19 protein-coding genes are annotated in these 25,772 nt (G+C 40.9%); 11 read left to right on the plus strand and 8 right to left on the minus strand.

The window, feature by feature from the left end:
- Positions 1 to 174: 174 nt before the first annotated feature.
- Together ACQ93I_RS08040 and ACQ93I_RS08045 are read left to right on the plus strand one after the other, a co-directional pair.
- The gene (locus ACQ93I_RS08040) at positions 175 to 1,182 is read left to right on the plus strand and encodes an LLM class flavin-dependent oxidoreductase (RefSeq protein ID WP_431698033.1); all 1,008 of its coding nucleotides are present in this window, start codon (positions 175 to 177) and stop codon (positions 1,180 to 1,182) included.
- Between the two features lie 92 nt (positions 1,183 to 1,274).
- Positions 1,275 to 2,063, plus strand: a complete 789-nt coding sequence (locus ACQ93I_RS08045; protein ID WP_431698034.1) for a PhzF family phenazine biosynthesis protein — start codon at positions 1,275 to 1,277, stop codon at positions 2,061 to 2,063.
- A gap of 29 nt (positions 2,064 to 2,092) precedes the next feature.
- Here ACQ93I_RS08045 and ACQ93I_RS08050 read toward each other — a convergent pair whose 3' ends face one another.
- Both ACQ93I_RS08050 and ACQ93I_RS08055 read right to left on the minus strand, forming a co-directional pair.
- Positions 2,093 to 4,588: a glycogen/starch/alpha-glucan phosphorylase gene (locus ACQ93I_RS08050; protein ID WP_431698035.1), complete on the minus strand. Its 2,496-nt coding sequence runs from the start codon at positions 4,586 to 4,588 to the stop codon at positions 2,093 to 2,095.
- Positions 4,589 to 4,751: 163 nt separating this feature from the next.
- A complete protein-coding gene (locus ACQ93I_RS08055) occupies positions 4,752 to 6,185 on the minus strand; it encodes a TonB-dependent receptor (RefSeq protein WP_431698036.1) in 1,434 nt (477 codons plus the stop codon).
- Positions 6,186 to 6,630: 445 nt separating this feature from the next.
- Here ACQ93I_RS08055 and ACQ93I_RS08060 point away from each other — a divergent pair, with 445 nt between their 5' ends.
- The 3 genes from ACQ93I_RS08060 to ACQ93I_RS08070 all read left to right on the plus strand — a co-directional run bounded on the left by ACQ93I_RS08060 (position 6,631) and on the right by ACQ93I_RS08070 (position 10,240).
- The gene (locus ACQ93I_RS08060) at positions 6,631 to 8,628 is read left to right on the plus strand and encodes a tetratricopeptide repeat-containing sensor histidine kinase (protein ID WP_431698037.1); all 1,998 of its coding nucleotides are present in this window, start codon (positions 6,631 to 6,633) and stop codon (positions 8,626 to 8,628) included.
- Entirely contained in the window at positions 8,628 to 9,371 is a 744-nt protein-coding gene (locus tag ACQ93I_RS08065; protein ID WP_431698038.1) for a LytR/AlgR family response regulator transcription factor, read from the plus strand. Before ACQ93I_RS08060 ends, ACQ93I_RS08065 begins: the two co-directional genes overlap by 1 nt.
- A 131-nt stretch (positions 9,372 to 9,502) precedes the next feature.
- A complete protein-coding gene (locus tag ACQ93I_RS08070) occupies positions 9,503 to 10,240 on the plus strand; it encodes a hypothetical protein (protein WP_431698039.1) in 738 nt (245 codons plus the stop codon).
- A gap of 344 nt (positions 10,241 to 10,584) precedes the next feature.
- On the opposite strand, the gene ACQ93I_RS08075 is transcribed toward ACQ93I_RS08070, so the two are convergent.
- The 3 genes from ACQ93I_RS08075 to ACQ93I_RS08085 all read right to left on the minus strand — a co-directional run bounded on the left by ACQ93I_RS08075 (position 10,585) and on the right by ACQ93I_RS08085 (position 14,868).
- Positions 10,585 to 12,123 (minus strand): SulP family inorganic anion transporter, encoded by a 1,539-nt coding sequence (locus ACQ93I_RS08075; protein ID WP_431698040.1) that lies wholly within the window; start codon positions 12,121 to 12,123, stop codon positions 10,585 to 10,587.
- Between the two features lie 482 nt (positions 12,124 to 12,605).
- The gene (locus tag ACQ93I_RS08080; RefSeq protein WP_431698041.1) at positions 12,606 to 14,165 is read right to left on the minus strand and encodes a glycogen synthase; all 1,560 of its coding nucleotides are present in this window, start codon (positions 14,163 to 14,165) and stop codon (positions 12,606 to 12,608) included.
- Positions 14,166 to 14,361: 196 nt separating this feature from the next.
- Positions 14,362 to 14,868 carry a cupin domain-containing protein gene (locus ACQ93I_RS08085; RefSeq protein ID WP_431698042.1) on the minus strand — a complete coding sequence of 169 codons (507 nt, stop codon included), beginning with the start codon at positions 14,866 to 14,868 and terminating at the stop codon, positions 14,362 to 14,364.
- 204 nt (positions 14,869 to 15,072) lie between these two features.
- On the opposite strand from ACQ93I_RS08085, the gene ACQ93I_RS08090 reads away from it, so the two are divergent.
- Positions 15,073 to 17,754, plus strand: a complete 2,682-nt coding sequence (locus ACQ93I_RS08090; protein ID WP_431698043.1) for a phosphoenolpyruvate carboxylase — start codon at positions 15,073 to 15,075, stop codon at positions 17,752 to 17,754.
- Positions 17,755 to 17,870: 116 nt separating this feature from the next.
- Here the strand turns inward: ACQ93I_RS08090 and ACQ93I_RS08095 are convergent, their stop codons facing one another.
- Together ACQ93I_RS08095 and ACQ93I_RS08100 are read right to left on the minus strand one after the other, a co-directional pair.
- Positions 17,871 to 18,101: a ferredoxin gene (locus ACQ93I_RS08095; protein ID WP_266068912.1), complete on the minus strand. Its 231-nt coding sequence runs from the start codon at positions 18,099 to 18,101 to the stop codon at positions 17,871 to 17,873.
- On the minus strand, positions 18,101 to 19,345 hold the full coding sequence (locus ACQ93I_RS08100) for a peptidase U32 family protein (RefSeq protein WP_431698122.1): 1,245 nt from the start codon (positions 19,343 to 19,345) through the stop codon (positions 18,101 to 18,103). Before ACQ93I_RS08100 ends, ACQ93I_RS08095 begins: the two co-directional genes overlap by 1 nt.
- Before the next feature lie 380 nt (positions 19,346 to 19,725).
- Between ACQ93I_RS08100 and ACQ93I_RS08105 the strand changes: the two genes are divergently transcribed.
- The 5 genes from ACQ93I_RS08105 (at position 19,726) to ACQ93I_RS08125 (ending at position 23,603) form a co-directional block, all read left to right on the plus strand.
- The gene (locus ACQ93I_RS08105; RefSeq protein ID WP_431698044.1) at positions 19,726 to 20,643 is read left to right on the plus strand and encodes a hypothetical protein; all 918 of its coding nucleotides are present in this window, start codon (positions 19,726 to 19,728) and stop codon (positions 20,641 to 20,643) included.
- Between the two features lie 229 nt (positions 20,644 to 20,872).
- Positions 20,873 to 21,349 carry a glutathione peroxidase gene (locus ACQ93I_RS08110; RefSeq protein WP_431698045.1) on the plus strand — a complete coding sequence of 159 codons (477 nt, stop codon included), beginning with the start codon at positions 20,873 to 20,875 and terminating at the stop codon, positions 21,347 to 21,349.
- Between the two features lie 217 nt (positions 21,350 to 21,566).
- Positions 21,567 to 22,541, plus strand: a complete 975-nt coding sequence (locus tag ACQ93I_RS08115) for a DUF438 domain-containing protein (RefSeq protein WP_345598706.1) — start codon at positions 21,567 to 21,569, stop codon at positions 22,539 to 22,541.
- 87 nt (positions 22,542 to 22,628) lie between these two features.
- Positions 22,629 to 22,787, plus strand: a complete 159-nt coding sequence (locus tag ACQ93I_RS08120) for a hypothetical protein (protein WP_431698046.1) — start codon at positions 22,629 to 22,631, stop codon at positions 22,785 to 22,787.
- Between the two features lie 228 nt (positions 22,788 to 23,015).
- Positions 23,016 to 23,603, plus strand: coding sequence for a hypothetical protein (locus tag ACQ93I_RS08125; protein ID WP_431698047.1), 588 nt, complete (start codon positions 23,016 to 23,018; stop codon positions 23,601 to 23,603).
- Between the two features lie 145 nt (positions 23,604 to 23,748).
- Here ACQ93I_RS08125 and ACQ93I_RS08130 read toward each other — a convergent pair whose 3' ends face one another.
- Positions 23,749 to 25,755, minus strand: coding sequence for a M1 family metallopeptidase (locus ACQ93I_RS08130; protein WP_431698048.1), 2,007 nt, complete (start codon positions 25,753 to 25,755; stop codon positions 23,749 to 23,751).
- Between the last annotated feature and the right edge of the window lie 17 nt (positions 25,756 to 25,772).

Here is a 25,772-nt window from a genome sequence, read left to right on the forward strand (position 1 = left end):
TAAAGAAGATCGAAAAAATACTTTTTAGGACTTCAGAAAAAGCTTTTGAACTCCTTCTTGTATCTGAATTTTTACCGAAGAAGGTATTCTCGATTGAAGCATCAGAAAAAGCTATTTTTCATTCTCTCTTATTCTTCGTATTATCCCGATCTTTGATTAAAATTGAATTTTGCTATGTCTCATAATAACACCTCTATTCCATATTCTATATTAGAACTCGCCAGTGTGGGTGCTGGTTCCTCTATTGAACAAACTTTTAAAGACAGCCTTGATCTTGCTCAAAAAGCTGAAGACATGGGTTATACCCGTTTTTGGCTGGCAGAACACCACAACATGGTAAGTATAGCCAGTTCGGCCACTTCTGTGCTTATTGGTCATATCGCCGGAGGCACCAAGAAAATAAGAGTGGGCAGCGGCGGAATCATGTTGCCAAACCACTCACCTCTTATAGTTTCTGAACAATTTGGAACGCTTGGATCTCTTTATCCCAACAGGATTGATCTTGGCCTGGGAAGAGCCCCGGGTACAGATCAGGTTACGGCACATGCCATAAGGAGTGATCGTATGCAGGCGGTATATAAATTTCCGGAAGAGATAAGCGAGATCCAGCAATATTTTTCAGCAGAAAATGGCAAATCGCAGGTGCGGGCTGCAGTGGCCGAAGGAGTTGATGTACCAATTTACGTACTGGGTTCAAGTACAGACAGTGCGCACGTAGCTGCAGAAAAAGGCCTGCCTTATGCCTTTGCCAGCCATTTTGCCCCGGCACAACTTTTTGAGGCGCTCAATATCTACTACAACAAGTTTCAGCCTTCAAAATACCTCGATAAGCCTTACACTATTGCCTGCATTAATGTGATTGCAGCCGACACCGATGAAGAAGCCGAAAATATTTCGACTACCCTCATCAAAATGATGCTGGGCGTAATGACGGGAAATATAGATTATATGCAGCCTCCGGTGAAAATGACCAGCGAATTGAGAGACCTGGCCGCAAATCCCGCTTTCCAGAGAATGCTGAAATATGCCTTTATTGGAAGTAAAGAAACCGTGAAGGAACAAACCTCGAAATTCCTGAAGGAAACAGGCGTAAACGAAGTGATGGTCGCTTCTCACATTTTTGATCATAACGACAGACTGAAGTCGTATAAAATCTTTTCGGAAATAATGAAAACCCTTTGATTTTTTGCCCTTTTTGGAAGGTATAGCGGTGGAGCAGGGAAAATCCTATTTGAAAAAGCAGCATCCCTGCCGGTTAATTCTTATTTTTAACCATGCAATTACACGTTTATCAAATCAATGCCTTTACAAACGGACTTTTTAGTGGAAATCCGGCCTGTGTAGTACCCTTATCTGAGTGGCTTCCCGACGATCTCCTTCTGAAAATCGCCAGGGAAAATGCCGTGGCCGAAACGGCATTTTTCGTGGATTTAGGCTATACCTTCCACCTTAGATGGTTTACACCCGAAATGGAAATGGATCTTTGTGGACATGCCACTCTTGCCACAGCCCATGCACTCAAAGAAATCAGGAAATATCCGGGGCAAAGTATCATTTTTGAAACCTCTAGCGGCACCCTTACGGTGCAGGTATCCGATGATCTTTACGTGCTCGACCTCCCGGCCAGGAAACCTGCTTCCACCACATTACCTCAGCTTCTCAAAGATTCCCTCAACATACAGCCACAGGAAATTCTGAAAGCACGCGATTACGTTTTAGTTTACAACAGCGAACAGGAAATAAAAGATATTAAGATCGATCGTTCTTATTTTGACCAACTCGAGCTGGGTACCGGTGGGGTTATTATCACTGCAAAAGGCAGCCAGTGTGATTTTGTTTCCCGGTTCTTCACCCCGCGAGCTTCGGTATTTGAAGATCCTGTAACCGGTTCTGCACATTGTTCCCTCACTCCCTATTGGAGTGAAATACTGGGCAAAAAAGAGATGACAGCCATGCAATTGTCTGAACGCGCTGGCCAACTCTTGTGTAGAGATAAAAAAGAAAGGGTTGAAGTCGCAGGGAAAGCCCGAACCTATTTTGTGGGAAAACTATGGACTGAATAATAGTTCAACCCCTTCTTTTTCTGCTGAAATTATTCCTGGATCTTAACCGGTTTTACCTGCCATATTCTATCACAGTAATCCTGGATAGAACGGTCTGAAGAAAATTTGCCCATTCTGGCCACGTTCAGAATAGATCTTTTGGTCCATTCTTTTTGATCATTCCATACTTTAAAGACTTCCTCTTTTTTATTACAGTACGAATCAAAATCCTTTAAAAGCTGATATGGATCCTGCTGTAGTAAATTATTATAAAGAGGTTTGAACAGCTCTTTATCGCCATTCGCAAGTTCTCCCGACACCAAAAAGTCCAGCACCCTTTTTATTTTTTCATTTTCCTCATAATATTGATAAGGCCGGTAACCTTCGCGTCTGGTTTGCTGTATCTCTTCTGTAGTTTGCCCAAACAAAAAGAAATTCTCATCTCCCACTTCTTCCCGTATCTCGACATTTGCACCATCAAGAGTTCCAATTGTTAGCGCCCCGTTTAGCGAAAACTTCATATTTCCTGTACCCGAAGCTTCTTTACCTGCCATCGAGATCTGTTCCGAAAGATCGGCAGCGGGATAGACTCTCTGGGCCTGTTTAACATTGAAATTGGGCAGAAATACCACTTTAATAAGCTTGTTCACCTCTTCATCGTCATTCACAAGATCGGCCACAGCTGTGATAAGGCGTATTATAAGTTTTGCAAGAAAGTAGCCGGGTGCCGCTTTTCCGGCAAAAATAAAGGTAGAAGGAGCTATATTTTCTGTTTTTCCATCTTTTATCCGCAGGTAGAGATCAATAATGTGTAACACCATAAGGTGCTGCCTTTTGTACTCATGGATCCTTTTTACCTGCACATCAAATAGCATAGCCGGATCTACCTTCACGCCGGTTTGCTCTTCAATAAATTGGGTTAAAGCCGTTTTATTCTGAAGTTTTACATCCCTCCATCGCTGCTGAAACTTTTCGTCTTCAGCAAATTTCTCCAGTTCGCTAAGACTGCTGAGATGCGTTAGCCATCCCGAGCCGATTTTTTCTGAAATAAGATTGGCTAAACCTGGATTGCTCACTGCCACAAACCGGCGATGTGCCACCCCATTGGTAACATTTGTAAACTTCCCAGGCCATAAGTCGGCAAAATCATTCAGCACCTGTGACTTTAACAGCCGCGAGTGCAATTCAGAAACGCCGTTCACTTTAAAACTTCCTACTGTTGCGAGGTGGGCCATTCTTACTGAAGGCTCTCCCTGCTCATCTATAAGAGACATACGCGCAATTTGATCACCACTATAACCCTTACTTCTCAATTCTTCTAAAAAGCGACTGTTGATCTCGTAAATGATCTCCAGGTGCCGTGGCAGTATTCTTCCGAGGAGGGAAACCGTCCACTTTTCAAGAGCCTCGGGCAGCAGGGTGTGATTGGTATAAGCAAAGGTTTGCCGGGTGATGTCCCAGGCCTCATCCCATTCCATCTCATGCTCATCTACCAATAAACGCATAAGCTCGGCCACCGCAATTGAGGGGTGGGTATCATTAAGCTGAATAGCAAACTTCTCGTGAAAGTTCTTTAATTCCCTGCCCTGGGTGGTGTGAAGTCTTATCATATCCTGCAAAGAACAGGATACAAAGAAATATTGTTGCTTGAGCCTCAATTCTTTCCCCGAAAGATTTTCATCGTTTGGGTAAAGTACTTTGGTAATATTCTCAGAACGCAGCTTCTTCTCTACCGCCCGGTAATAATCGCCCATATTGTAAACAGAAAAATCGAAAGATTCCACTGCCTCGGCTTTCCAGAGTCGCATGATAATGCCGTTACTTTGATATCCTAAAATGGGGGTATCGTAAGCAGTACCTTTGATCTCAGAGTCGGGTAACCAGTCTACTTCATACCGGTTCTGCCCATTGGTACGGTGCTCTGTTCTGCCGCCAAATTTTACGACATACGAAATTTCGGGACGCACAATTTCCCAGGGATTGCCGCTATGAAGCCACTTATCTGTAGTTTCCATTTGCCAGCCTTCCCTGATCTCCTGCTTAAAAATTCCGAATTCATACCTAATGCCGTACCCAATAGAAGGTATTCCAAGGGTTGCCAGGGAATCCATAAAGCAGGATGCAAGCCTGCCCAGGCCGCCATTACCCAATCCAGGTTCGCCTTCCTGATCCAGGATCTCATCAAGATCAAGATCGAGTTCGGCTAAAGCCTCTTTTGTTTCCTCTACGATTTGAAGGTTGAGTAAGTTATTTCCCAGGTGAGGTCCCGGCAGATATTCGGCAGATAGATAAGCAACTCCGCGCGCATCTTGTTGTGTGAACTCTTCGGTTGACCTTACGAATTTCCGCAGCGCCCTGTCACGTATGGTTAGGGCCATAGCAGTATAAAGGTCGTTAGGAGTTGTTAAGGCAGGTACTCTTCCAAGATGGTAGAAAAGTTTATGCAAAAAGTCCTTTTTTATGTCTTCTTTACTCAGGCCAACATCACTGGCTCCGGCACCTATTGACTCAAAATAACTCTCTATAGATCTATTGTGTTTTTTCATAGCTGCTTTTTCCAAAAAATAAGAAAAAATTGAAATATGCTGACACAATAAACTAAGTTATAAGATAACTTTAGGACTTTTCAGGTGAAACTATGTCTGCTGTTCCTGAAATTACTTCTAAAGAAAAGGATGTCAAAAATGACATTTTTGACAGGTAATGAATTTACTTCTGAGCCATAAAGAGTCGTTTTTCCTTGATCATCTCTGTGGTCTTTGGCGGTAACATCTCTTCCCAGCCCGGCTCCCCGTCTACGATCATTTGATGTACTTCCCGCGAATAGATATCGAGGATTTCAGGATCGTAGTCTGTAATGTCCACAACCCTGCCGTTATCTTTGAAGAACTTGAACAACTCCTTCATTCGTGGATGCACTTTAAGGTTATTACTGGTGATGATCTCACCTGTTTCGGGATCTTTTAACGGGTGCAGGTAGATCTTTAGATCCCGGAAGAACAATTTTCCGAAGGCCTCCAGAATTCCCCCGCTAAGGTGCCGGTAGTATTTTTCGTCAAACAGCGCTAAAAATGTATTAATCCCCATGGTGAGCCCCATTCTTTCGGCTGTGTACTGAGAGAAATACTCCACAACTTTATAGTATTCCTGGAAGTTTGAGATCATTACCATTTGTCCTAAAGATCCGAGCAGATCGGCTCGATCGAGAAAATCCTTTTCATCGATATCTCCTTCAGACCTAAGGTTAGAAAGTGTGATTTCAAAAATGACTTCGGTCTTTTCCTCACTCACCTTTTTTTCATTCAGAAACAATTTGAGTGATTGCTCAAACATGTTCATATTCACCTTGGTAACAGGCCTGAAGCTACCTCTAAGAGTGAGGATATTCTTTTTGTAAAGTTCATTGGCCGGAAGTACGTTGTTTCCGGTTGAAGCGAACATCACGGCCTGTGTCATCCCATTCTTTACCAGCTGCAGGCTCATTAGGCGATTGTCTACATCTTTAAAAACGGGCCCTGTAAAATTGATCATATCAATCTCTACCTGGTCATTGTTGAGATGATCATATAAATGTTGCAAAAGCACTTTGGGGTTATCATACTGATAAAAGGCCCCGTAGATCAAATTCGTACCCATGGTGCCCAGGGTGATTTGCTGCAGCCCGGCATTATTCTCATGAAACTGAACATGAATAATGATCTCACTGAATTCTTCTTCTGGCTTTGTCTGAAATCTAATCCCCAACCAGCCATGGCCTTTATATTTCTTGGCAAAATCTATAGTAGCAACTGTATTGGCATAACTAAAGAAGAGTTTATCGGGATGTTTCTCCCTCAAAATTCTTTGTTCAAGAAGATCGGTTTCATATCTAAGCATGCTTTTTAATCTTGCCTCGGTCACATAGCGCGCATCAGATTCAATACCATAAATTGCGTCGCTAAAATCTTTATCATAGGCACTCATGGTCTTCGCAATGGTACCCGATGCTCCTCCTGCTCTAAAAAAATTACGCACAGTCTCCTGCCCCGCACCAATTTCGGCAAAGGTGCCGTAGATATTTTCATTGAGGTTTACGCGCAGCGCTTTATTCATTATCGAGGGAAGAGGATCGAACTCTAAATCTTCTACATCTCTGGATTTCATATCAAAAATTACTTTTGATTTTAATTTAGGAATTAAATCTGGTAAAAAGTGAATTTTTGACAAGCTTATTTAAGAATAGAAGTAAATGATGCTGAATTTCTTAAGATTTTGCCAGGCTATAAGTTGGAATGCCTGCAAAAGAAGTGAACTTTAGTTTTATCGGGAACCAATTTCTAAGAATCCGGTTTTATTATCAAAATACTGGCCCTAACTAATTAAAAGTACTGTATTTCAATAACTTACATAAAATAAACATCTATTTTCATCTAAGATTGTTGTATATTTCCAGTTACTTTAAAATTTACTTTCCCAAATTATCCAATGCCTACTTATAAAATAAACCATATCAATTATTATGGTTCATTACGGCTTCAGTTTTTGTTGCCAAAAGCAATTAAATTAAAGCCTTTAAGAATATTGATAAATCAATTTAACTGGCAAAGCAATGATAAACTTGATTATTAGATCTTATATATGGTTTACTGCTTTGCTCTTGTATATGAGTGCCCTTCCCCAAAGTCTCCAAACCACAAAAGGCGAAAAAAGGATTTCTGAATTAAGAGTTTCCCAAAATCTCTCCCCTAATGAAGTTGCTGCATTAAGTAGAACTTACCAGGACAAGGCATCATGGTTTAAACAAATGCCCCACTTTAACCGGGACAGTACGGTTTTTTATTTTGATAAGGCCGCGCAACTACTCCAGAACAGCAAACCTCTACAATATGAACGTTTGGCTAATTTATATCGTGATATTACAGACAGAGCTAATAGGTCGCACAATTTTAATGTGGTAGATTCTCTGGCACCTATAGGTTGGTCTTATTATGAAAATATTCCCGAAAGCAAGAAGGATAAAGTGCTGGGATATGACCTGTTAATTAATTGGGCTTTAATAAAAATTATAAGAGGAGAACCAAAACAGGGGCTGGAGCTTTTCGTGAAAGCATTGAACCTCCTGGAGAATGATAAACGACCTGAAATTCAGCTTAAAATATTGAAAGATAAAGGCAGATTCCTTTCTCAATATGGCTTGCCAGAAGAGCAGGAAAAAGCTTTTCAATATTTAAGGAAGAGCATGATAGGATATCAAACCTCAATTTATCCTGAAAGAAATGAGGCCCTTGCTGTTGCATATAAACTTTTATCCTACCATTATTCCGAAACTAATCTTGATTCAAGTGACTATTACGTACAGAAAATGGGAAACCTTTTGCCTGAGGTAGGCAATCCCTTTCATCACACCTGGTACTACTATTCAATGGGCAACAACCTCATTAGGAGGGAAAAATATGAAGAAGCAAAAGATTATTTAAACAAGACCATCCGGTTATTAGAAGAATATAATCTCACTACCATTGATGTTTACCAATTTGCACATTCCCGGATAGGAGACATATACATGGCTGAAGGCAATTATAATGAAGCAATTGCCTATTATGAAAAAGCCAGAAATTCATCGATAGCAATTAATACAAAAGCAAATACCGCATATTTTCTCAACAAATTATATAGTGCCCATGAACAGAAGGGCGATTACAAAAAAGCTCTTGAATACTACATCGCATGGTCTGAGGCTAATGACATCATTGAAGTAGAAAGAAACGAAAGGAGTCTTCGTGAGAATGAATTACAGGAAGACATTATAGACCAGGCCGAACAGCTAAGTACTAAACAACAACAACAAACTATTTATCTTACTGTCCTGCTTATTGCGGCTTTGGTGCTGGGCCTATTATACCATAATTTCAAGCTTAAAAAAAGCAGCAATAAGCGGCTAAAAGCACTAAATGAAGAATTAGCCCATAAAAATGTATTGTTGGATAAACATAACGCAGAGAACGAGCTACTGCTAAAAGAAATACACCATCGCGTCAAGAATAATCTGGAAATGGTAAAAAGCCTAATCGCCCTGCAGTCCGCTCAAATAGAAGACCCTGCCACTAAGGAAGCCATGATTGCCAGTCAAAACCGGGTGCAATCTATGGGGATCATTCATCAAAAATTATATCAGGGGACAAATCTTGGTAGTATTGAAATGAAAGATTACTTCATAAACCTGAGCGAAGGAATTCTTGATTCCTTTAATGCTGAAGACCGCGTCAAAATTGAATGTGCAATGGACAACCTGGAACTGGATGTTGATACTGCCGTGCCTATTGGCCTAATTGTCAATGAGCTGCTTACCAACGCACTCAAATATGCCTTTCCACAAGATCAACGGGGGGTTATTAATATTAGCCTTGAAAAGGACAGCAATTTTAATTTAAAACTGGAAGTGAGAGATAACGGGATTGGTAAAACTGCAGGAGTTGCTCCTAAAGGCACCGGATTTGGCTCACAATTAATAGAATTACTTACCCGGCAACTAAATGGCAAAATGCAGGAACATAGTGGTTTGGGAACCCGTGTGGAGTTTGATTTTAGTATTCAGAAAAGTGCATAATGAGCGAAAAAATCAAATTATTGATCGTGGAAGATGAAATGGTCATCGCCGCAAATATTTCTCTCCAACTTAGCGACCTGGGGTATGAGGTCGTGGGGATTATACCGCGTGGAGAGGAAGTGCTCATTTATGTAAATGATAACCCGCCCGATATAATTTTAATGGACATCAATTTAAAAGGCCGGTTAGATGGCATAGAAACTGCACGTCTTATACAAAAGAAGCAGGATATTCCAGTGATCTACCTCACAGCCAACGTTGATGATGCCCACTTTAACAGTGCTAAAGATACCCACCCCTACGGCTTTATTGCAAAACCATTTAAGAAGCTGGATCTCCAGCGGGCTATTGAATTGACCATAAGCCAAACAATTTGCAAAAGTGAAGAAAGTAAAAATCCAGTATATCAAAGAGATGAAAGTTTCATTTTGAGCGATTGTATATTTGTAAGACACATAAATTCAATGGTTAAGATATGCATTGAGGATATTCTTTTTATTGAGGCCGAACGCAACTACTGCCGCATCTTTACCACAAGCAAGGAATATTTAGTGGTAATGACCCTAAAGGAAATGGATAAAAAACTTCCCTCAAAGCATTTCCTGCGGGTTCATCGTTCCTATATCATCAATATCTCTCAGGTAAAAGAAGTAGCCACCAGCCATATCGTTATAGGCAGAAAAGTTATTCCTATTAGCAAATCTTCAAAAGAGGAGCTGCTTAAGCGGCTACAGACCATATAATCTCTTCGTTAATTAATTTCCTCTTTTGGGACAGCAATTTAATGCCTTAGTCCTATATCATTTCTTCTATACACTAATAATCAGTTACTTGAACCTATCAAAACTGATTATTAATCCTTAAACACGAAGTCATGAGAACAATTAAAATTTTTATTGCAATAACTCTTATTGCAACATTGGGAATGGATGTGCTTTTTGCACAAAATGGAGGAAGTGAAATTCTGCATACCACAGAAATTACGGTTAAACAGGGACACAATTCCCGGTTTATAGAAGGTGTGAAAAAATGGAAGGAATGTTATCTCAAACATAATGGGAAGGAGAAATGGAGCATGTGGTTCAGGCAGCAGGGAGAAGGAAGGGTTTATATCATGACTGGCACAAATTCAAGTTGGGCAGAAATGGAAAAAAAAGATGAGGTGGATAATGAATGCTACATCGCCTTATTAAATCATATTCTGCCTCACATCGAAAAAGTAAATACCAGGGTTGCCAGCACAATACCAGAGGTAAGCAGAAGCACTCCCCTGGACATAAAATATATTTGGGTGACCTACTACAAAGTACAGAATGAAAGTACTTTTAAAAAAGTAATTACTGAGGTGACCAATGCTATAAAGGAGAAGGAAGGTTTTCCCCGTGGCCTTTGGTTCAATTTTCAACTAGGGGCACCCGATACTCCAAACTTCATGGTTGTTGAACCGTATAAGGGATACGCTGACATCGACATTAAGAAGGATAGCCCGGCAAAGATCTACGCAGATGCGGTAGGAGAAGAAAAATCAAGTGAGTTATGGAATGTATGGTTTGATACGGTAAAAGAAAGATGGTCCTATATCTATAAACTGAATCCTGAAATGAGCAATTAAAAGCAAAATAAAGAAGCTGTTTAGAACTTAAAAATAAGGTCATGTTAAAATTATTTACCCCCTGCTCATGCGAATTCTTTATATCATTAGTCTAAATTTCAATTTTAGTTAAACTCGAAATCAAGTTTTTGTTTGATGAAAAGGTTGATTTTTAGACGGATCTTTAAATTGAAAATTGTCATTTCAATTCCTCTGAGGCTAGCCTCAGAGGAATTAGCATGTATATGCAGTGCCATCCTGTCTCTAAATTGATGAAAAATTACGCTTTGTAACTTTCTGAATTTGAAGATGGAAGCCACTACGATATTGGTGGTGAAAGAAAGATAGAAAAAACAGAAAATATTTTACCTTTCTACAGCCACTTTATAAGTAGGATCTTCAAGAATATTTACCTCTATGATCTCATCGGCATTTTTAAGAAGTTGTCGGCAATCGCGACTCAAATACCTTAGGTGCAGTTTCTTACCCTGTTTTAGATAACGCTCAGTGAGCTTGTTTAAAGCTTCAATACCCGACATATCTACCACACGACTTTCAGAAAAATCGATGATCACCTCCTCAGGATCTCCCAATACATCAAATTTCTCATTGAAAGCAGCCACACTTCCGAAGAAAAGAGGGCCGTAGATCTCATAATGCTTTACCCCTTTATCGTCCATATATTTACGGGCACGGATTCTCTTGGCATTGTCCCATGCAAAAACCAGGGCCGAAATAATTACTCCCACCAGCACTGCCAGTGCAAGATTGTGAAGTACTACCGTAACAAAAGTCACGAGCACCATTACCAGAACATCACTTTTTGGCATTCTTCGGAAAGTCCTCAAGCTTGCCCACTCAAAAGTACCTATAGAAACCATGATCATTACTCCGGTAAGTGCTGCCATAGGAAGAAGTTCAATAACATCTGCCGCAAACATTACAAAAATAAGGAGCATTACTGCTGCAATTATTCCTGATAGTCGTGCTCTTGCACCTGAGGAAACGTTGATAAGGCTTTGGCCAATCATGGCGCAACCTCCCATTCCAGAAAAGAACCCCGATAAAATATTGGCAGTACCCTGGGCCACACACTCTTTATTTCCACGGCCGCGGGTTTCGGTGATCTCATCAACAATGTTAAGAGTCAACAGGCTTTCAATAAGTCCAACCCCAGCCATTATTGCTGCATAAGGAAAAATAAGAACGATAGCCTCCCATGTAAACGGCACCATTGGAATGTGAAACGGCGGAAATCCTCCTTGAATAGACGCCATATCTCCCACCGTTTTGGTGTCTATTCCTAAAACCGCCACAATACCAAAAATTGCCAGAATAGCGGCAAGCGAAGATGGAACTACTTTTGTGAGTTTGGGTAATCCCCAGATGATAACCATGGTAAGCAGTACAAGTGCCAATAAGATGTACAGGCTTTGGCCAGTCATCCAAACAAGTTCTCCTGCTTCGTTAACTGTCTTGAACTGGTCTAACTGAGAGGTGAAGATGATAATGGCCAGACCATTCACAAATCCAAATATCACCGAATGCGGCACCATCCTGATTAGTTTTCCAAGCTTTAGAACTCCTGCCAGAATTTGCAGAATTCCGGCTAAAACTACGGTAGCAAAAACATATTCTACCCCGTGCGATACGGCCAGAGCAGCAATTACAACGGCAACTGCTCCTGTGGCACCAGAGATCATTCCGGGGCGCCCACCTAAAATAGAAGTTACCAGCCCCATAACAAACGCTGCATAAAGTCCGGTTAACGGGGAAAGTCCGGCGATCATAGCAAAGGCAACCGCTTCGGGGATAAGCGCGAGTGCTACAGTGAGACCCGCAAGAATTTCAATTTTGTAATCTACTTTTTGTGAAAAATCAAACAGGTTGAAGATCTTTTTCATCTAAATGTTGTAAAAAAATTAATAATAGAAAGGAACTCCCATGTGAGAAAGGGAGGAAAGTGAGAAGAAAAATTATCTCAGGGCGGGGTAACCGGTGAAACGGATATTTTTTTTGTGCTAGTCATAAGAGGCGGCAAAAATATACTTTTCCGGGTACTATCAAAAATTAATAGAAAAAGATTGAGGCATTAAAATACCTATAAGGTTTTCGGGGAAGAAAAAAATTTCAAAAAGAGGATATGAGTTTGTATTTCAGCGAAAAGCAACTGAAAATCGAATCTTAAATTAACCTAAGGTTAAACTCTTAGATGCTAAGGTTCCAAAAATGGCATTTTCGGAAGTCTTTTTTAACCTGAAGTATTCTAAAAAGAATAAGAAACAAATAACTGGATGAATTCAGAATAAGCAAGATGTTTTTTTCTGAATTCATCCAGGGAAAATATTGAATACCGGTCTGAAATTTACTAAATCAGAAGATTTGATCAGGCTACCCTTACATCTGCCGGATTAAATGTGTAAAGTAGTTTATAGTATTCATCTACAGATTTCTTCCAGGTGAATCGCATTCTACGGGCGTTGAGGCCAATTTGTTTCCACACAGTCTTATCATTTTCAAAGAAGTAAAGAGCTTCTTTAAAACTTTCAACCATGTTATAGACTTTCTCATCGTAGGTTTTGCCATCAAAGGCGAAACCTGTGTGCACATGCTGTACCGTATCTTTAAGTCCGCCGGTATGGTGCACCAGGCAGGGCTGCCCGTTTCTCATGGCAAGCATTTGGCTGATCCCGCAAGGTTCAAAAAGGCTTGGCATAAAATAAAGGTCAGAATCTCTATAGATAGAATTCACCACCTGCTCGCACTGGGCATTGATGAAAATGAAATTCTTTCTTTTATAACTTATGTCCCGCAACAGCTGCTCATAATCGGCCGCACCCGTACCAAGAAGTACATAAATACCATTGACTTCTTCCAGCCTGTCAAGAATTTCCAGCAGCGCTTCGGGAGAACGCTTAAAGAAATAGAATTTTTGTTCAGTAAGTCTCGCCACACTGGCACTTATAAAGTTTGGTTTTTTCTTCAGAAAAGGAACGATCTTCTCCCCTGTATGTGCCAAAAAAGCTGCTTTTTCCCTGTCCTGTTCCTTCTGAAGTTGTTTGAAGATTGCAGTAGCAATGTTTGGAAACAACCGGTTCTTTTTCACCAGAGTTTCAGGACGATAATCTGATCCATTAAGAATGCCGTGAAAACGACCTTCGCGGTCGGCCTGTTTCAAATCATTTTCGAGCCCTTCCCCACCAATAAATTCGGGAGCGGCACTGGGCAAAAGCACATCCTGCTTGTATGAAGGAGAAACGGTATGTACAGCATCGGCATATCTTATTCCAATGGCCATAAGGTTAAAACAATCGGCATATCTTGGATCTTTCAAAGCTTCACGATCTATTTCGAGGTTTGGGAACCAATTTTTAAGAGAAGAATAATTGTCTTCAAAAGGGCGTATTCCCTGTAATGCCAGGTTGTGTATACAGTAAACAAACCTGTTCTTCTTAAGACAGGAATACTGCGGATGGTAATTTTTAAGGAACAACAGTAAGCTGGAATGCCAGTCGTGCAGGTGCACAATGTCCAGCTTCCCGAAATATTTTTGTTTGATTGCTTCGGCTACCGCTGTACAAAAGATAGTATATTTAATAACGTCACTATAAAATGGCTCAAAGGGATCATGATGGTAAATGCCACCAAGGTTTCCCATTTCTATTTCGGGGTGATGAATTACATAGTGGCTAATGTTCTTATCTTCTTCTTTGGCCGGCACCTCATAGAGTTGTGCGGTATAAGATATTCCGCGTAAATTTAGCTGAAGTGAGGCCTTAAAAGTTCCACTTTCGTGGAGCCTGGAATAAGATGGAACCACAACGTGCACCCGGTCTCCACGCTCTGAAATCTGTTTTGGAACGTCGCGAATGACATCACCTACCCCTCCTACTTTACAGTTGGCAATGGCATCATTCTCTGAAGCAACAAAAAGAAAATTATTCATATATAGCGCTCTTAAATTCTTACGTAATTTGATCTGAACGAAAGTAATTTTAAAAGCCTAACTTACAGCATATCAAAAGGTTAAATTAGTATTAAAAAATTGTTGCTTCAATCGTTTTAGTTGTAATTATTTCGTGTGATGCGTCAAAATGAATTTCAAAGCACGACATATTCCTCTCAGAATCAATAAAAAAGAGTTATTTAGGTGCGTTCCAAATTTTTATTAATGCACCTGCCCTTCCTTCTATAGGATCAAACTTCGGAATTGGCACTTTTGCAATATTTTCATCTGCCTGTGGGCGTTCCTCTTGCTTCCCTACGTTCATGTCGTGCGATCTTCCTTCAGGATAGGCACCCACTACTGCAAAACCATCGCTACCAAGATTCTTATGAGCTACCCCGGCAGGAATTATAATCACATCTCCGGCAAACACCTTCAGTTTTTGCCCTTTTTCGCCCCCCAGTTGCAGCAAAGCTTCTCCCGAATACACTCCCAGGACTTCATGAGTGTTACTGTGGTAATGGTGATAATCGAAAACTCCATTTCTCCACGAATTTTCCCAGTCGTTTTCAGCAAATTTCTTTTCCAGCCACTGTGCCGCTTCATCTCCTCTTGCTGAAAAAACACCTCTATATATAATGACAGGAAGTTTATTATTCGGAATTGACCCGTCATCTTTAAAATGATATGTTTCGGTCTTCATAGAAAGTCATTTTTATCTATTTAAAAGGTAACAAAATTTACGGAATCACCTATAACGTTTTCGCAATCGTGGTCACTGCCATTATTCCGAAAAAGCCTGTAAATAAAGGCAGCAAAGGAAATTTTTGTCGGGCAAAAAGGCCAAAAATCGTTAACAATTTCCTAAATTGGGAGTTCAAATAGAGTACTCAAAAACCCTATGAAAATGAACAATACCCCTAATACGAAAGTATTTACTAAAATTGAGCAGGACATGCAATTTCTTACAGATTGCTTCCAGCAGGTCCTCAAGGATCTGGGAGAGCATGAACTCTCAAGCCTGTTGACGAGGCATGAGGATCTCAAGGATGCTTTTTCAAGTAATCTTGCTCTCGAAGAAAAGCAGATCCAGGTGCTTAGCATCTATCTCCAACTCATGAACCTGGTAGAAGAAAATGCTGCAGTACAATACCGCCGAAAACTAACCGACAGCAACGGGATGGAATCTATTCGTGGTTCCTGGAGCGAGACCTTTCAACGATGGAAGTCCCAGGGCCTTAGTGAACATCAAATGCAGGAGATCATCACCAAGGTGAAATTAATTCCGGTTCTTACGGCACATCCTACAGAAACTAAAAGGATTTCCATTCTTGAGCTGCACAGGGAAATATACCTCAACCTCATTAAGCTGGAAAACACCTCCTATTCTTTTACCGAAAGGAACATTATAGCCCAGGATATTAAAACCCTTCTGGAAAGATGGTGGCGCACCGGCGAGGTGTACCTTAAAAAGCCCACTGTAGAAATGGAAAGAAGTAATGTAATGCACTACTTCAGCAAAGTTTTTCCGCAGGTATTAAAAAAGAGTGATATTCAGCTTAAGCAAAGCTGGAGCAACATGGGCTTTAATCCTGAAACGCTTCGCTTTCCCGGCCTGCAATTTGGAACCTGGGTAGGTGGAGACCGTGATGGCCATCCTTATGTGACCGCCTCTGTTACAAAATCTACCCTGACAGAACACCGTAAATCGGCTCTTCTTCTGGTGCACGAGCAACTGGAGCATCTCGCCGCAGGCATGAGCTTCTCAGGGATTAGCAATAAAGCTTCCAAACCCTTACAGCAAGCCATTGAAGAAATGGCTCAAAGCCTGGCTGAAGAAGGCAGCAAAGCACTTGAACGAAATCCGCACGAGCCATGGCGGCAATTTGTGAGTCTTATTGCCCTCAAGCTGGAGCACACCAGGATAGATGATGACCTTCAAAACAGCTACAGGCGCCCCGAAGACCTTATGGAAGACCTGGCACTGCTTAAAGACAGCCTCCTGGAAATTGGTGCAAAACGTATTGTTGATGATTTGCTATTCCCCGTGCAGCGCATGGTAGAATGCTTTGGTTTTCACCTCGCAAGACTTGACATAAGACAAAACAGCGAATTTCACGACAAGGCAATGGAACAGATACTGCGAGTGGCATTTCCTGATCTTACCGATTACCGCAGCTGGACTGAAGAAGAACGTATAAAATTCATTTCTGAAGAACTACAGCATGAGCGGCCGTTTGCTATTACAGGACGGTCTTTTGGACCTGAAGCAGACCAGGTGCTGGACAGCTATAAAGTGGTTAAAAAACATACCGATAAATATGGGCCGCACGGAGTGGGCTCCTTTATTGTAAGTATGACACGGCAATTGAGCGACCTTCTGGTAGTTTACCTATTCTTTAGGGAAGTTGGTATTGACAGGAAGACCTTTCAGGTGGTTCCGTTATTTGAGACCATAGATGACCTAAAAGCTTCCGGAGAAATTTTGGAAAGCTTCCTCACCCATCCGGCTTATTCCAACCATAGTGAAAGTCCGCAGGAAGTAATGCTGGGGTACAGTGACAGTAACAAAGACGGAGGTATCATTGCCAGCCGATGGAATATTTATCGTGCCGAGAAAACCCTCACCGAAACAGCAGACAGGCTTGGTAAAGAACTACGGTTCTTCCATGGTATTGGAGGAACAATAAGCAGGGGGGGCGGTAAATACCACCGTTTCCTTGAAAGTATGCCCTCAGGAAGTATGAGCGGTGAAATGAAACTTACTGTACAGGGAGAGACCATCGCACAGCAGTTCGCCAATTTGCTTACAGCCACCTACAACCTTGAAATGTTGTTGTCTGGATCTGCGCTGCAAACAGGCAACAGGATGTACCCGGCCAAAAAGAAGAACTATCCAATTGATGCTTTGAGGCAGCTGGCCGAATATTCCAAAGAGAGATATCAGGAGCTTATCGCCCACCCGGCATTCCTCAATTTCTATGGGGAGGCTACTCCAATAGATGTACTGGAATTGAGCAAAATTGGTTCCCGTCCTGCAAGACGTACCGGTACAAGAACGCTGAATGACTTACGGGCAATCCCGTGGGTGTTTAGCTGGAACCAGTCCAGGTTCAACATTACCGGCTGGTTTGGAATAGGCTATGCTTTACAAAAATTGAAATCTGATAATCCAGATTACTACCGGCAGCTAAGAGAAGTTTCACAGGAGTGGCCTTTCCTGAGGTACATATTGATACAGGTAGAAACTAACATTATGAACGCCGAACCCGAAGTGATGGAAGCTTATGCCTCTCTTGTAAAAGATGAGCGCGTAAGAACCGAGCTCACCGAAACTATTAAGGCTGAACATTCTAATGGCCTGCAGGAGATTGAAGCCATGTTTGACCGAAGCAGGCAACAAAGAAGACAAAGCCTCTTAGATAACCTTAACCGTCGTAATGATGCTTTAATTTCCCTTCACCGCCTGCAAATAAAGAATCTGGAGGAATGGAGAAAAACAAAAGGGAGCACAAAAGATGATAAACTCGTAACGCATTTGTTACAGATTACCACTGCACTTGCCAGCGGATTGAAAAATACCGGTTGATTTCTTCTGAAGTAATTCCCTTCTAAAGAAGCATATAAGGCTGTCTCTAAAGTTATTGAACCTCATCCCAAATTATAAAAGGGTGCGTAAAATGACTTTTTAGACAGCCTTTTTTCTTATCTCTCTTTTACTGAAATGATCTTTACAGGGCAGGCTTTTGCAGCTGCCTCGCAAGGTTCCTGAATAGAATGATCTGCCGATTTCAGGGTATGGAAACCTTTGCGGTCATTCGACTTCAGCAGGACGCTTTTTCCATCTTTTTTGGACATCTGGAATTGCCCCGGCGCAAGTTCTACACAGTAATTGCAGCCAATGCACTTATTCCGTTGCAGGGTGACTATAACCATTAAGCTTCCACCATTTTATAGAGCTTATCTGAAAGCCTCACCCTAAATGGAACTTTAATGGTACAGCTGTCGCCTTTTCCGGCTTTTTCTGAAAGCAGGTCATTAACAAACATTTCTTCCAGCTCAAATTCTTGCGCACCGGTACTTGGTCCCGTAACCAGTATTTTATCTCCTTTTTTAATGTCGTAAGCTTCAATTTTGAACTCGGCAATTCCGGCTTTTGGAAAATAATGTACTCCCTTGCCCACATACACTTTCTTTTGTGTAGCCTGTGAACCTGAAGTTTTGCTCCATTCCCCCATTTTTTGGCCCAGGTAATACCCGCTCCAAAATCCGCGGTTGTACACGGTACTTAGCCGCTCCATCCAATCTGCCACCTTTTCTTCGGAAAAAGTATTGTCATCCAGAGAATCTATGGCTTCACGATAAGCTTTTGTCACTGTAGCCACATATTCCGGAGCCCGGCCCCTGCCTTCAATCTTAAGAATCTGCACCCCCGAATCTTTCACTTCATCCAAAAAGTTGATAGTACACAAGTCTTTTGGAGACATCATATATTCATTATCGATCTCAATTTCAAAACCAGATTCCTGATCAATAACCGTGTATTTCTTCCGGCAGTTTTGCTTACAGGCGCCGCGATTGGCCGAAGAGTTATGCGAATGCAGGCTCAAATAACATTTCCCCGAAACAGCCATACACAGTGCACCGTGCCCAAAGATCTCAACCTTTACGAGTTCCCCCGAAGGGCCTTTAATTTGCTCTTTTTGGATCTCTTCGGTGATCTTCTTAACCTGTCTCAAACTCAGTTCCCGCGAAAGCACCATAGTTTCAGCAAAAAGGCTGTAAAACTTAACAGTTTCAATGTTAGTGATGTTGAGTTGCGTTGAAATATGTACATCAATACCCATACTTCGGGCCGAAGAGATCACTGCCTGGTCACTGGCAATCACGGCCGTAATTCCTGCCGATTTTGCTGCGGAAAGCAGGTTTTTAATCAGGGAAAGGTCATGATCATAAACAATGGTATTTAAGGTAAGGTAGCTGCGCACGCCTTTCTCTTCACATCTTTTCACGATCTCGGGTAGATCGTCCATGGTGAAATTTATAGAAGCCCTGGCCCTCATGTTGAGCTGATCTACGCCAAAATAAATAGCATCTGCACCGTTATCTAAAGCAGCCTGAAGGGATTCAAAATTTCCCGCAGGTGCCATTAATTCCATTTTTCCTGAATTCTTGTTCATGAGCTTTCTCCAATAAATAGTAGCCGCAGCAGATTGTTCCACCCGGCAGAATTAAGGGGCAAAGAAAATGTCATTTTTGAAAGGAAAATATGATTCTGGTCATCTTATTCCGGGAGAAATAATATCTTATAAAAAACAGTTGTGCGGGCATACCTGATTGCCTGTAGCACCAATAAGTATTGTCGAAGAAACTATAAACTTGTTTGTTCAAAATATATGCATCATGTTTAATCTATTTTATTCCCGATTATCCCTGAAGAAGTTCAAACTATCGGGTTTCGTTTTTTATATTCATTTTCTACCCAACAGAATTATTTTTAATTTGTAGCCAACATCCAATAAGGAACATTATCATTTGTGATTTTAAGTTGTAGATAATTATGAGGAACTTCTTTTTCTTAACAATACTGGTTTATTCATTAAATTGTTTTTCACAATCAACTTTGAGACTTGTTGATTCTGAAACGGAGAAGCCACTTGATGAACTTTATACATATATCTATAAAAACGGGAATACCTTTGCCAATTGTGGAGCGACAAATAAAAATGGTTTTAAAAAATTAAGCGTCCGTAATTTCGATTCATTATCTACCTATCAAATTAGTATTAATTACCTGCAATACGAACCTGTTTGGCAAAATATAGATCTTACCAAAAATGATACTTTGACCATTCATGTTAAGAAAAATCCCTACTACATTCACAGTTCAAATGATATAATATCTCAAGGATGTAGCCAATATTCATTTATGAATTATTACCCGAGAGAACCAAGAAGTTTAGCTGATTTGCCAGAACATATAGCGGATAAAGTATCTCTCTACCTAAAAAATAGGGTGGGATTACAAAATTATACCAATTTTAATCTTATTGGAGGTCAAATAATTGAAATTGATGAATATAAAAGACGAAATCCAAAATCTAATCCTAAAACAGCTTTCTATTTATGCTTTGCTTACAGAAATTTAGATTCAGGAATCGCAATGTATTCATCAAAGATTGAACTTGATAAAAATGGAAATATTATTAAAGATATTGAGTTCCCAAAAACAACAGACAAGGTCAAGTTAATTAGTTTATCTGAAATCAAAAAGAAAGCCTTAAAAGATGGTTATTTCAAAAGGGACAAGACAAAAATTGCAATGGAATATTTTTCAAAGGAAAATGTTCTAGTCTGGAAATTTATAAATGAAACTTACAAGAAGGATTACACATTTTTGAGAGAAGATATATACTACAATGCTCAAAATGCAAATTTTATAAGAGTAGACCAAAACAAAGGGGAATGGATAGAATAAATTAAATTCAGTAAAATATAGGACTTCCAAAAATGTCTTTTAGAGAACTATTTCCTTGTATCTATTTACACAACAAACAGCCGGTTCTACGGAAATTGAAGTCTTTACAACGCGCCACTTTTAATAGCCCCGATCTTCAAAATACCTTGTTTCCTGTCCTGATGTGATGTGGTTTCACAGCCTTTTTTAGCTAAAACTAAATCTCTTACCTTTACAAAAAGGTATTTTTATGAGTCAGTTTTACAATTTCACCGCAAAAGATTTACAGGCTAATGATGTTCCTATGGAGCAGTACAAAGGAAAAGTGGTACTAATAGTGAATACTGCATCAGAATGCGGCCTTACCCCACAATTTGAGGGCCTTGAAGCGCTTTATAAGAATTACCGGGATCAAGGGCTCGAAATTCTTGGCTTTCCCTGCAATCAATTCGGAAAACAGGAACCGGGTGACGAAAAATCGATTGCTGAAGGCTGTGTGGTGAATTACGGGGTCACCTTCCCGATGTTCTCTAAAATAGAGGTGAACGGCGACAATGCACATCCTCTTTTCAAGTACCTCAAGAAAGAACTCGGAAGCATTTTAGGCAGCAAGATCAAATGGAACTTCACAAAATTCCTGATTGACCGCGACGGCAAACCCGTCAAAAGATTTGCGCCCACCACAAAACCCTCGGGCCTGGAAAAAGACATCAAAAAATTGCTCTAATCTCAGCCTTGGCTTTTTAGGGTTTGAATCTTAAACCAGTTAGGGTGAGAGCATAAAATACGAGGTGTCAAAAATGGCATTTTTGACACCTCGTATGTTTACCTGGCTCATAAACCATGGAACTTCATGACGAAATTTTCGGAATAAATTCTTCATGTGACCTGGGTCATAAATCAGGACAATTTTATCCGTTTTCTTTGCTGAAAATTGATGGATCATGAGCGCAAGCACAGAAATTTCAGCATTACCAAAGGGGCATCCCGTTACTATATATTCCGAAGAAAAAGAATTGATACAGAAGTTAGGTCAGGAGCTAATGGACACAAGTTCCGAAGCCGAAGATCAGAAATTCTACAATATATTTAATCAGCTTCAGCAGATAGAGCGTCGTTTTGAACGCAAAGAAAATCAGCTTTTCCCTGTACTTGAGCAAAAAGGCTGGACAGGCCCTTCAAAAAATATGTGGTCATTTCACGATACCATTCGGGAGCAATTCCGGCTGCTTAGAAAAAAGATTGAAGCCAGGGAATTTGCTGAAGTTTCCCGGGATGCACAGTACCTGGTAAGCAGTATTTTCAGGCTCCTGCTGGTTGAAGAAAATGTGCTTTTCCCGAACGCTCTCAGTTTACTTACCGAAGAAGACTGGAAAAACGTGCGGAAAGGTGAAGAAGAAATTGGATGGATGCTTCCCTCCCATCCTCCAAAATATCCTGAAACAGAGGAAGAAGAGTATATTCACCCCTCACAGGATCATACTAAACGGGAACTTTCTTTTGATACCGAAAACGCCTCTCATTATGATGAGGGCTATATGACCGTAGACCAGGTGAACCTGCTCTTAAAGACCATGCCTCTTGATCTCACTTATGTTGATGAAAATGATAAGGTGATCTTTTATAATCGTGGGGAAGAACGTGTATTTCCCCGAAGCGCCGGAATTATAGGCAGGGAAGTAAAATTCTGCCACCCTCCCAAAAGTGTAGGTACAGTATTAAAAATTCTGGAAGAGTTTAAAAAAGGAAATAAAAATGAAGCCTCCTTCTGGATAAACTTTAAGGGCAGGCTAATTTACATCAGGTACTTTGCGGTACGCGATGCTCAGAAAACATATCGCGGAGTTATTGAAATGTCTCAGGACATCACCGATATTAAAAAAATTGATGGCGAGCAGAGATTGCTGGACTGGAACTAATTAGGCTGAAATACAATATTTTAAGAGTTTTCATAAAGGCATTATATTTTTTTTAAGTTAACTTTACGACCGTAACTTAGAAAAATTATGGAGTACTTTCTAACTGGTGTTGCCGGAGTAGTTATTCTATTGCTTATTCTCCTTTTGATAAACAATAGAAAGCAACGATTGAAGATTAAAAAGAGTATTGAAGAAATTAGAAGTCTCAAGACAGAAACCAGAGATTACCAGAATTTCTTTGAATAAAGATTTAAGGCAACCGGCCTGCATACAGCATCTTTAACCTATTTTTTTACTCTTCTCTCGAGAAATTTCCCCTCCAAAGATCTCAATATTTTAAAGTTTTTTATGACCTACATTTTTTAAAGTATAGGCTATAATGTTGTGTCAATATTCTATTTTAGAGAAAGATGACCGGGAAGTTCAGCTTCTTTTTCTATCTTTAAATCTGTTCATCCTTTAAATATCTAGGTTATGAGAAAAATTCAGGTCATTTTTTTGCTGCTTTTTACATCAATTCTAACCGCACAAACCAATGTGCTGCCGGCAGAGATCCAGATAAAAACTGCAACGCTTGCAGCCCCCGAAGAACTTCGTGACGGTGCAATGGTGTATGGCTTTAATGAACAGGGAGAAATGATCGTTTTACGTGAGGGCACAAACCACCTGGTATGCCTTGCCGATGACCCAGCGCAAAAAGGAATTAATGTCTCTTGTTATTCCAACAAGCTGGAGCCATTTATGGCCCGCGGCAGAGAACTTGCTGCCCAGGGAACAGGGGAAATGGAAAAACGGGAAACAAGAAAAAGAGAAGCTGAAGCCGGTTCCCTGTCTTTAACCGATTCACCGGCAATGACCACTATACTTACCGGTAGTGAAGAAAACTACAATGCTGCAACCGGTGAACTCACCGACGGGCACTTCAGGTATGTGATTTATATTCCCTATGCCACAGCCGAATCTACAGGACTACCCGAAAAACCATTCGCCCCGGGTATGCCCTGGATCATGGATCCCGGTACCCATCGCGCTCATATCATGATCACTCCGCCAAAGAATTAGTTCAAGGTTCAAAGTTCAAAGTTCAAAGTTCAAAGTTTAAGGTCTACAGACTACCAACTACAGACTACCAACTACAGTCTACAAACTACAGTCTACGAACTACAGTCTACGAACTACAGTCTATAATCTACAGACCTTCTGCTTCCTACAAAGTTTTGAGCAGCTCTTTGGCAAATTCCCTGAACCTGTAGTTCGGGTGAGTGGTGGCATCCTGGAGGTTGGCTAAACTCTGCTCATCAAAAGCATTTAACTGGTACAGGAATCCAAACGCTCTTTCCCGCACCTGGAAACGGGAATGAGGAGCAGTGTAACCTCTCAGCTCTTCAATATACTGGTTTTTAGAAGCCATTTCAAATCCGGGAGTAGCCAGGGCTAGCGTTAGCCAAAGAGTTCGGATGTTCTTGTCAAGAAAACCTTCTGTATTTGCCATTTTTCGCAGGTAAGCCGCTCTGTCTTCGGGAAAAGACATCCACAGGTTATAGAGCGCCATTTCCTGGGTGAGGTAAGACTCATCATTCAGCAGAGATTCATATTCCGGTTTTAGTTGCTGTGGCACATTTTGTAATGAAAAAGCTATGGCCTGCCTGGTGTAAAGATTTCCGCTTGAAAATGCCTTTTTATAAAGGTCACTTACCAGCGCAGTATCTTCCAGGGCCAGCTGCAGTACCGCTTCCTGCCCCAGATAATCATTTACCGGAAAACTGAGCGCCTGCAGTAACAAATTTCGTTTTTCTGAAACAGGCAATGGTTTGACCGCAGCCAATGCAAGGTACTTCTGAATAAAAGGCGATTTTCTCAAAGATTCCAGCGCCTGTGTTCCCTGGAAAGCCGATTGCTTCAGCCAGTCATTTACAAAACCCGAAAGGTCCTGCCCACTGGCAACTTCCATTTCATCTATGAGATCTTGAGTGGTGGCGGTTGAATATTTATACTTTTCAAGAAAATTCTTTACTCCCGTGTCAAAAGCAGTCTTTCCTATTTTCTCGTTCAAAATGTGCAAAGCCCACGCCCCTTTCTGGTAATATGTAAGAGAACTGCCATTTTTGGCAGCTACGGCTTCTCCCTTGCCCCTGTCACTTAATTCTTTTAGCTCTTCAGCGGTTTTAAAGAGTTTTCGGTAATAGTAGTCTTCTCCAAAAATTTCCTTTTCGGCAAGTAAAGCGTAATAAGTCGCAAAACCTTCCTGCAGCCAGTGATCTTCATGGAAAGCCGCCGTTACAAGATTTCCAAACCATTGATGGGCCAGCTCATGAGCATTCACATTCACATAATTCTGGTCGTGATAGCCTACAGAATCTACCAGAAAAATATCCGAAAAAATAGTTGTGCCAGTGTTCTCCATTCCGGAGTATAAAAAATCACGGACAGGAACCTGTTTATAATTCTGCCATGGATAGGCCACTCCGGTTTCCTTCTGAAAAAAATCCATCATAAAGCCGGTATGCCTGTAAGTGGGCTCCACCCTCTCTTCCATGCCTTCGGGATAATAAAAGATCATGGGAATATCATTTTCAATATGCCTCACCTTTTTAAAATCTCCCGCTGCCATCGCAACAAGATAGCTGCTCATCGGGTTTTTCATATCGAATTCCCAGCGCACAAGCGAGTCGTTGATCTTTTCTGAATCAACTAATTCTCCATTTGAGATAAGGGTCTTCCCTGCAGGATAGATGTACGTGAGGTCAAATTCCAGTTTTTCTGAAGTATCATCAAAGCTTGGTAGCCAGTGAGAAGTGTATTTTCCCTGGCCCTGCGTCCATACCTGGTAATCCTGCTGCCCAGCTCCTTCGGGTTTCTTCGGAATAAAATATAAGGTTTGACCGGGTGTAGCCGAATACTTCAGCTGAAGTTGCTGATCTTGTGCCGGAGAAAAATTTCCGGTGATCCAGAATTTCTTTTGATCACTTCCGAAGTCAACTTTCTTACCATTCAGAAGAACATCCGAAAATGCCATTTTTCGAGCATCAATAAAGATCGAATCTACAGCCTCTAAAATGTCAAATTTGAAAAGAATATCCCCTGAAACTGCCTTTTTTGAGGGGTAAATACTTATTTCGGCATTGAGATGTTTGAAATCTATGGCCGCCGACTGCTGTGCGTAGGTCGCAGTGCTAATTACTATCGCCAGAACAAGAAAAAAGGAGCTTTTCATTGTTCAAATATACACTA

The organism is Salinimicrobium sp. WS361, assembly GCF_050750585.1.
GTDB lineage: Bacteria > Bacteroidota > Bacteroidia > Flavobacteriales > Flavobacteriaceae > Salinimicrobium.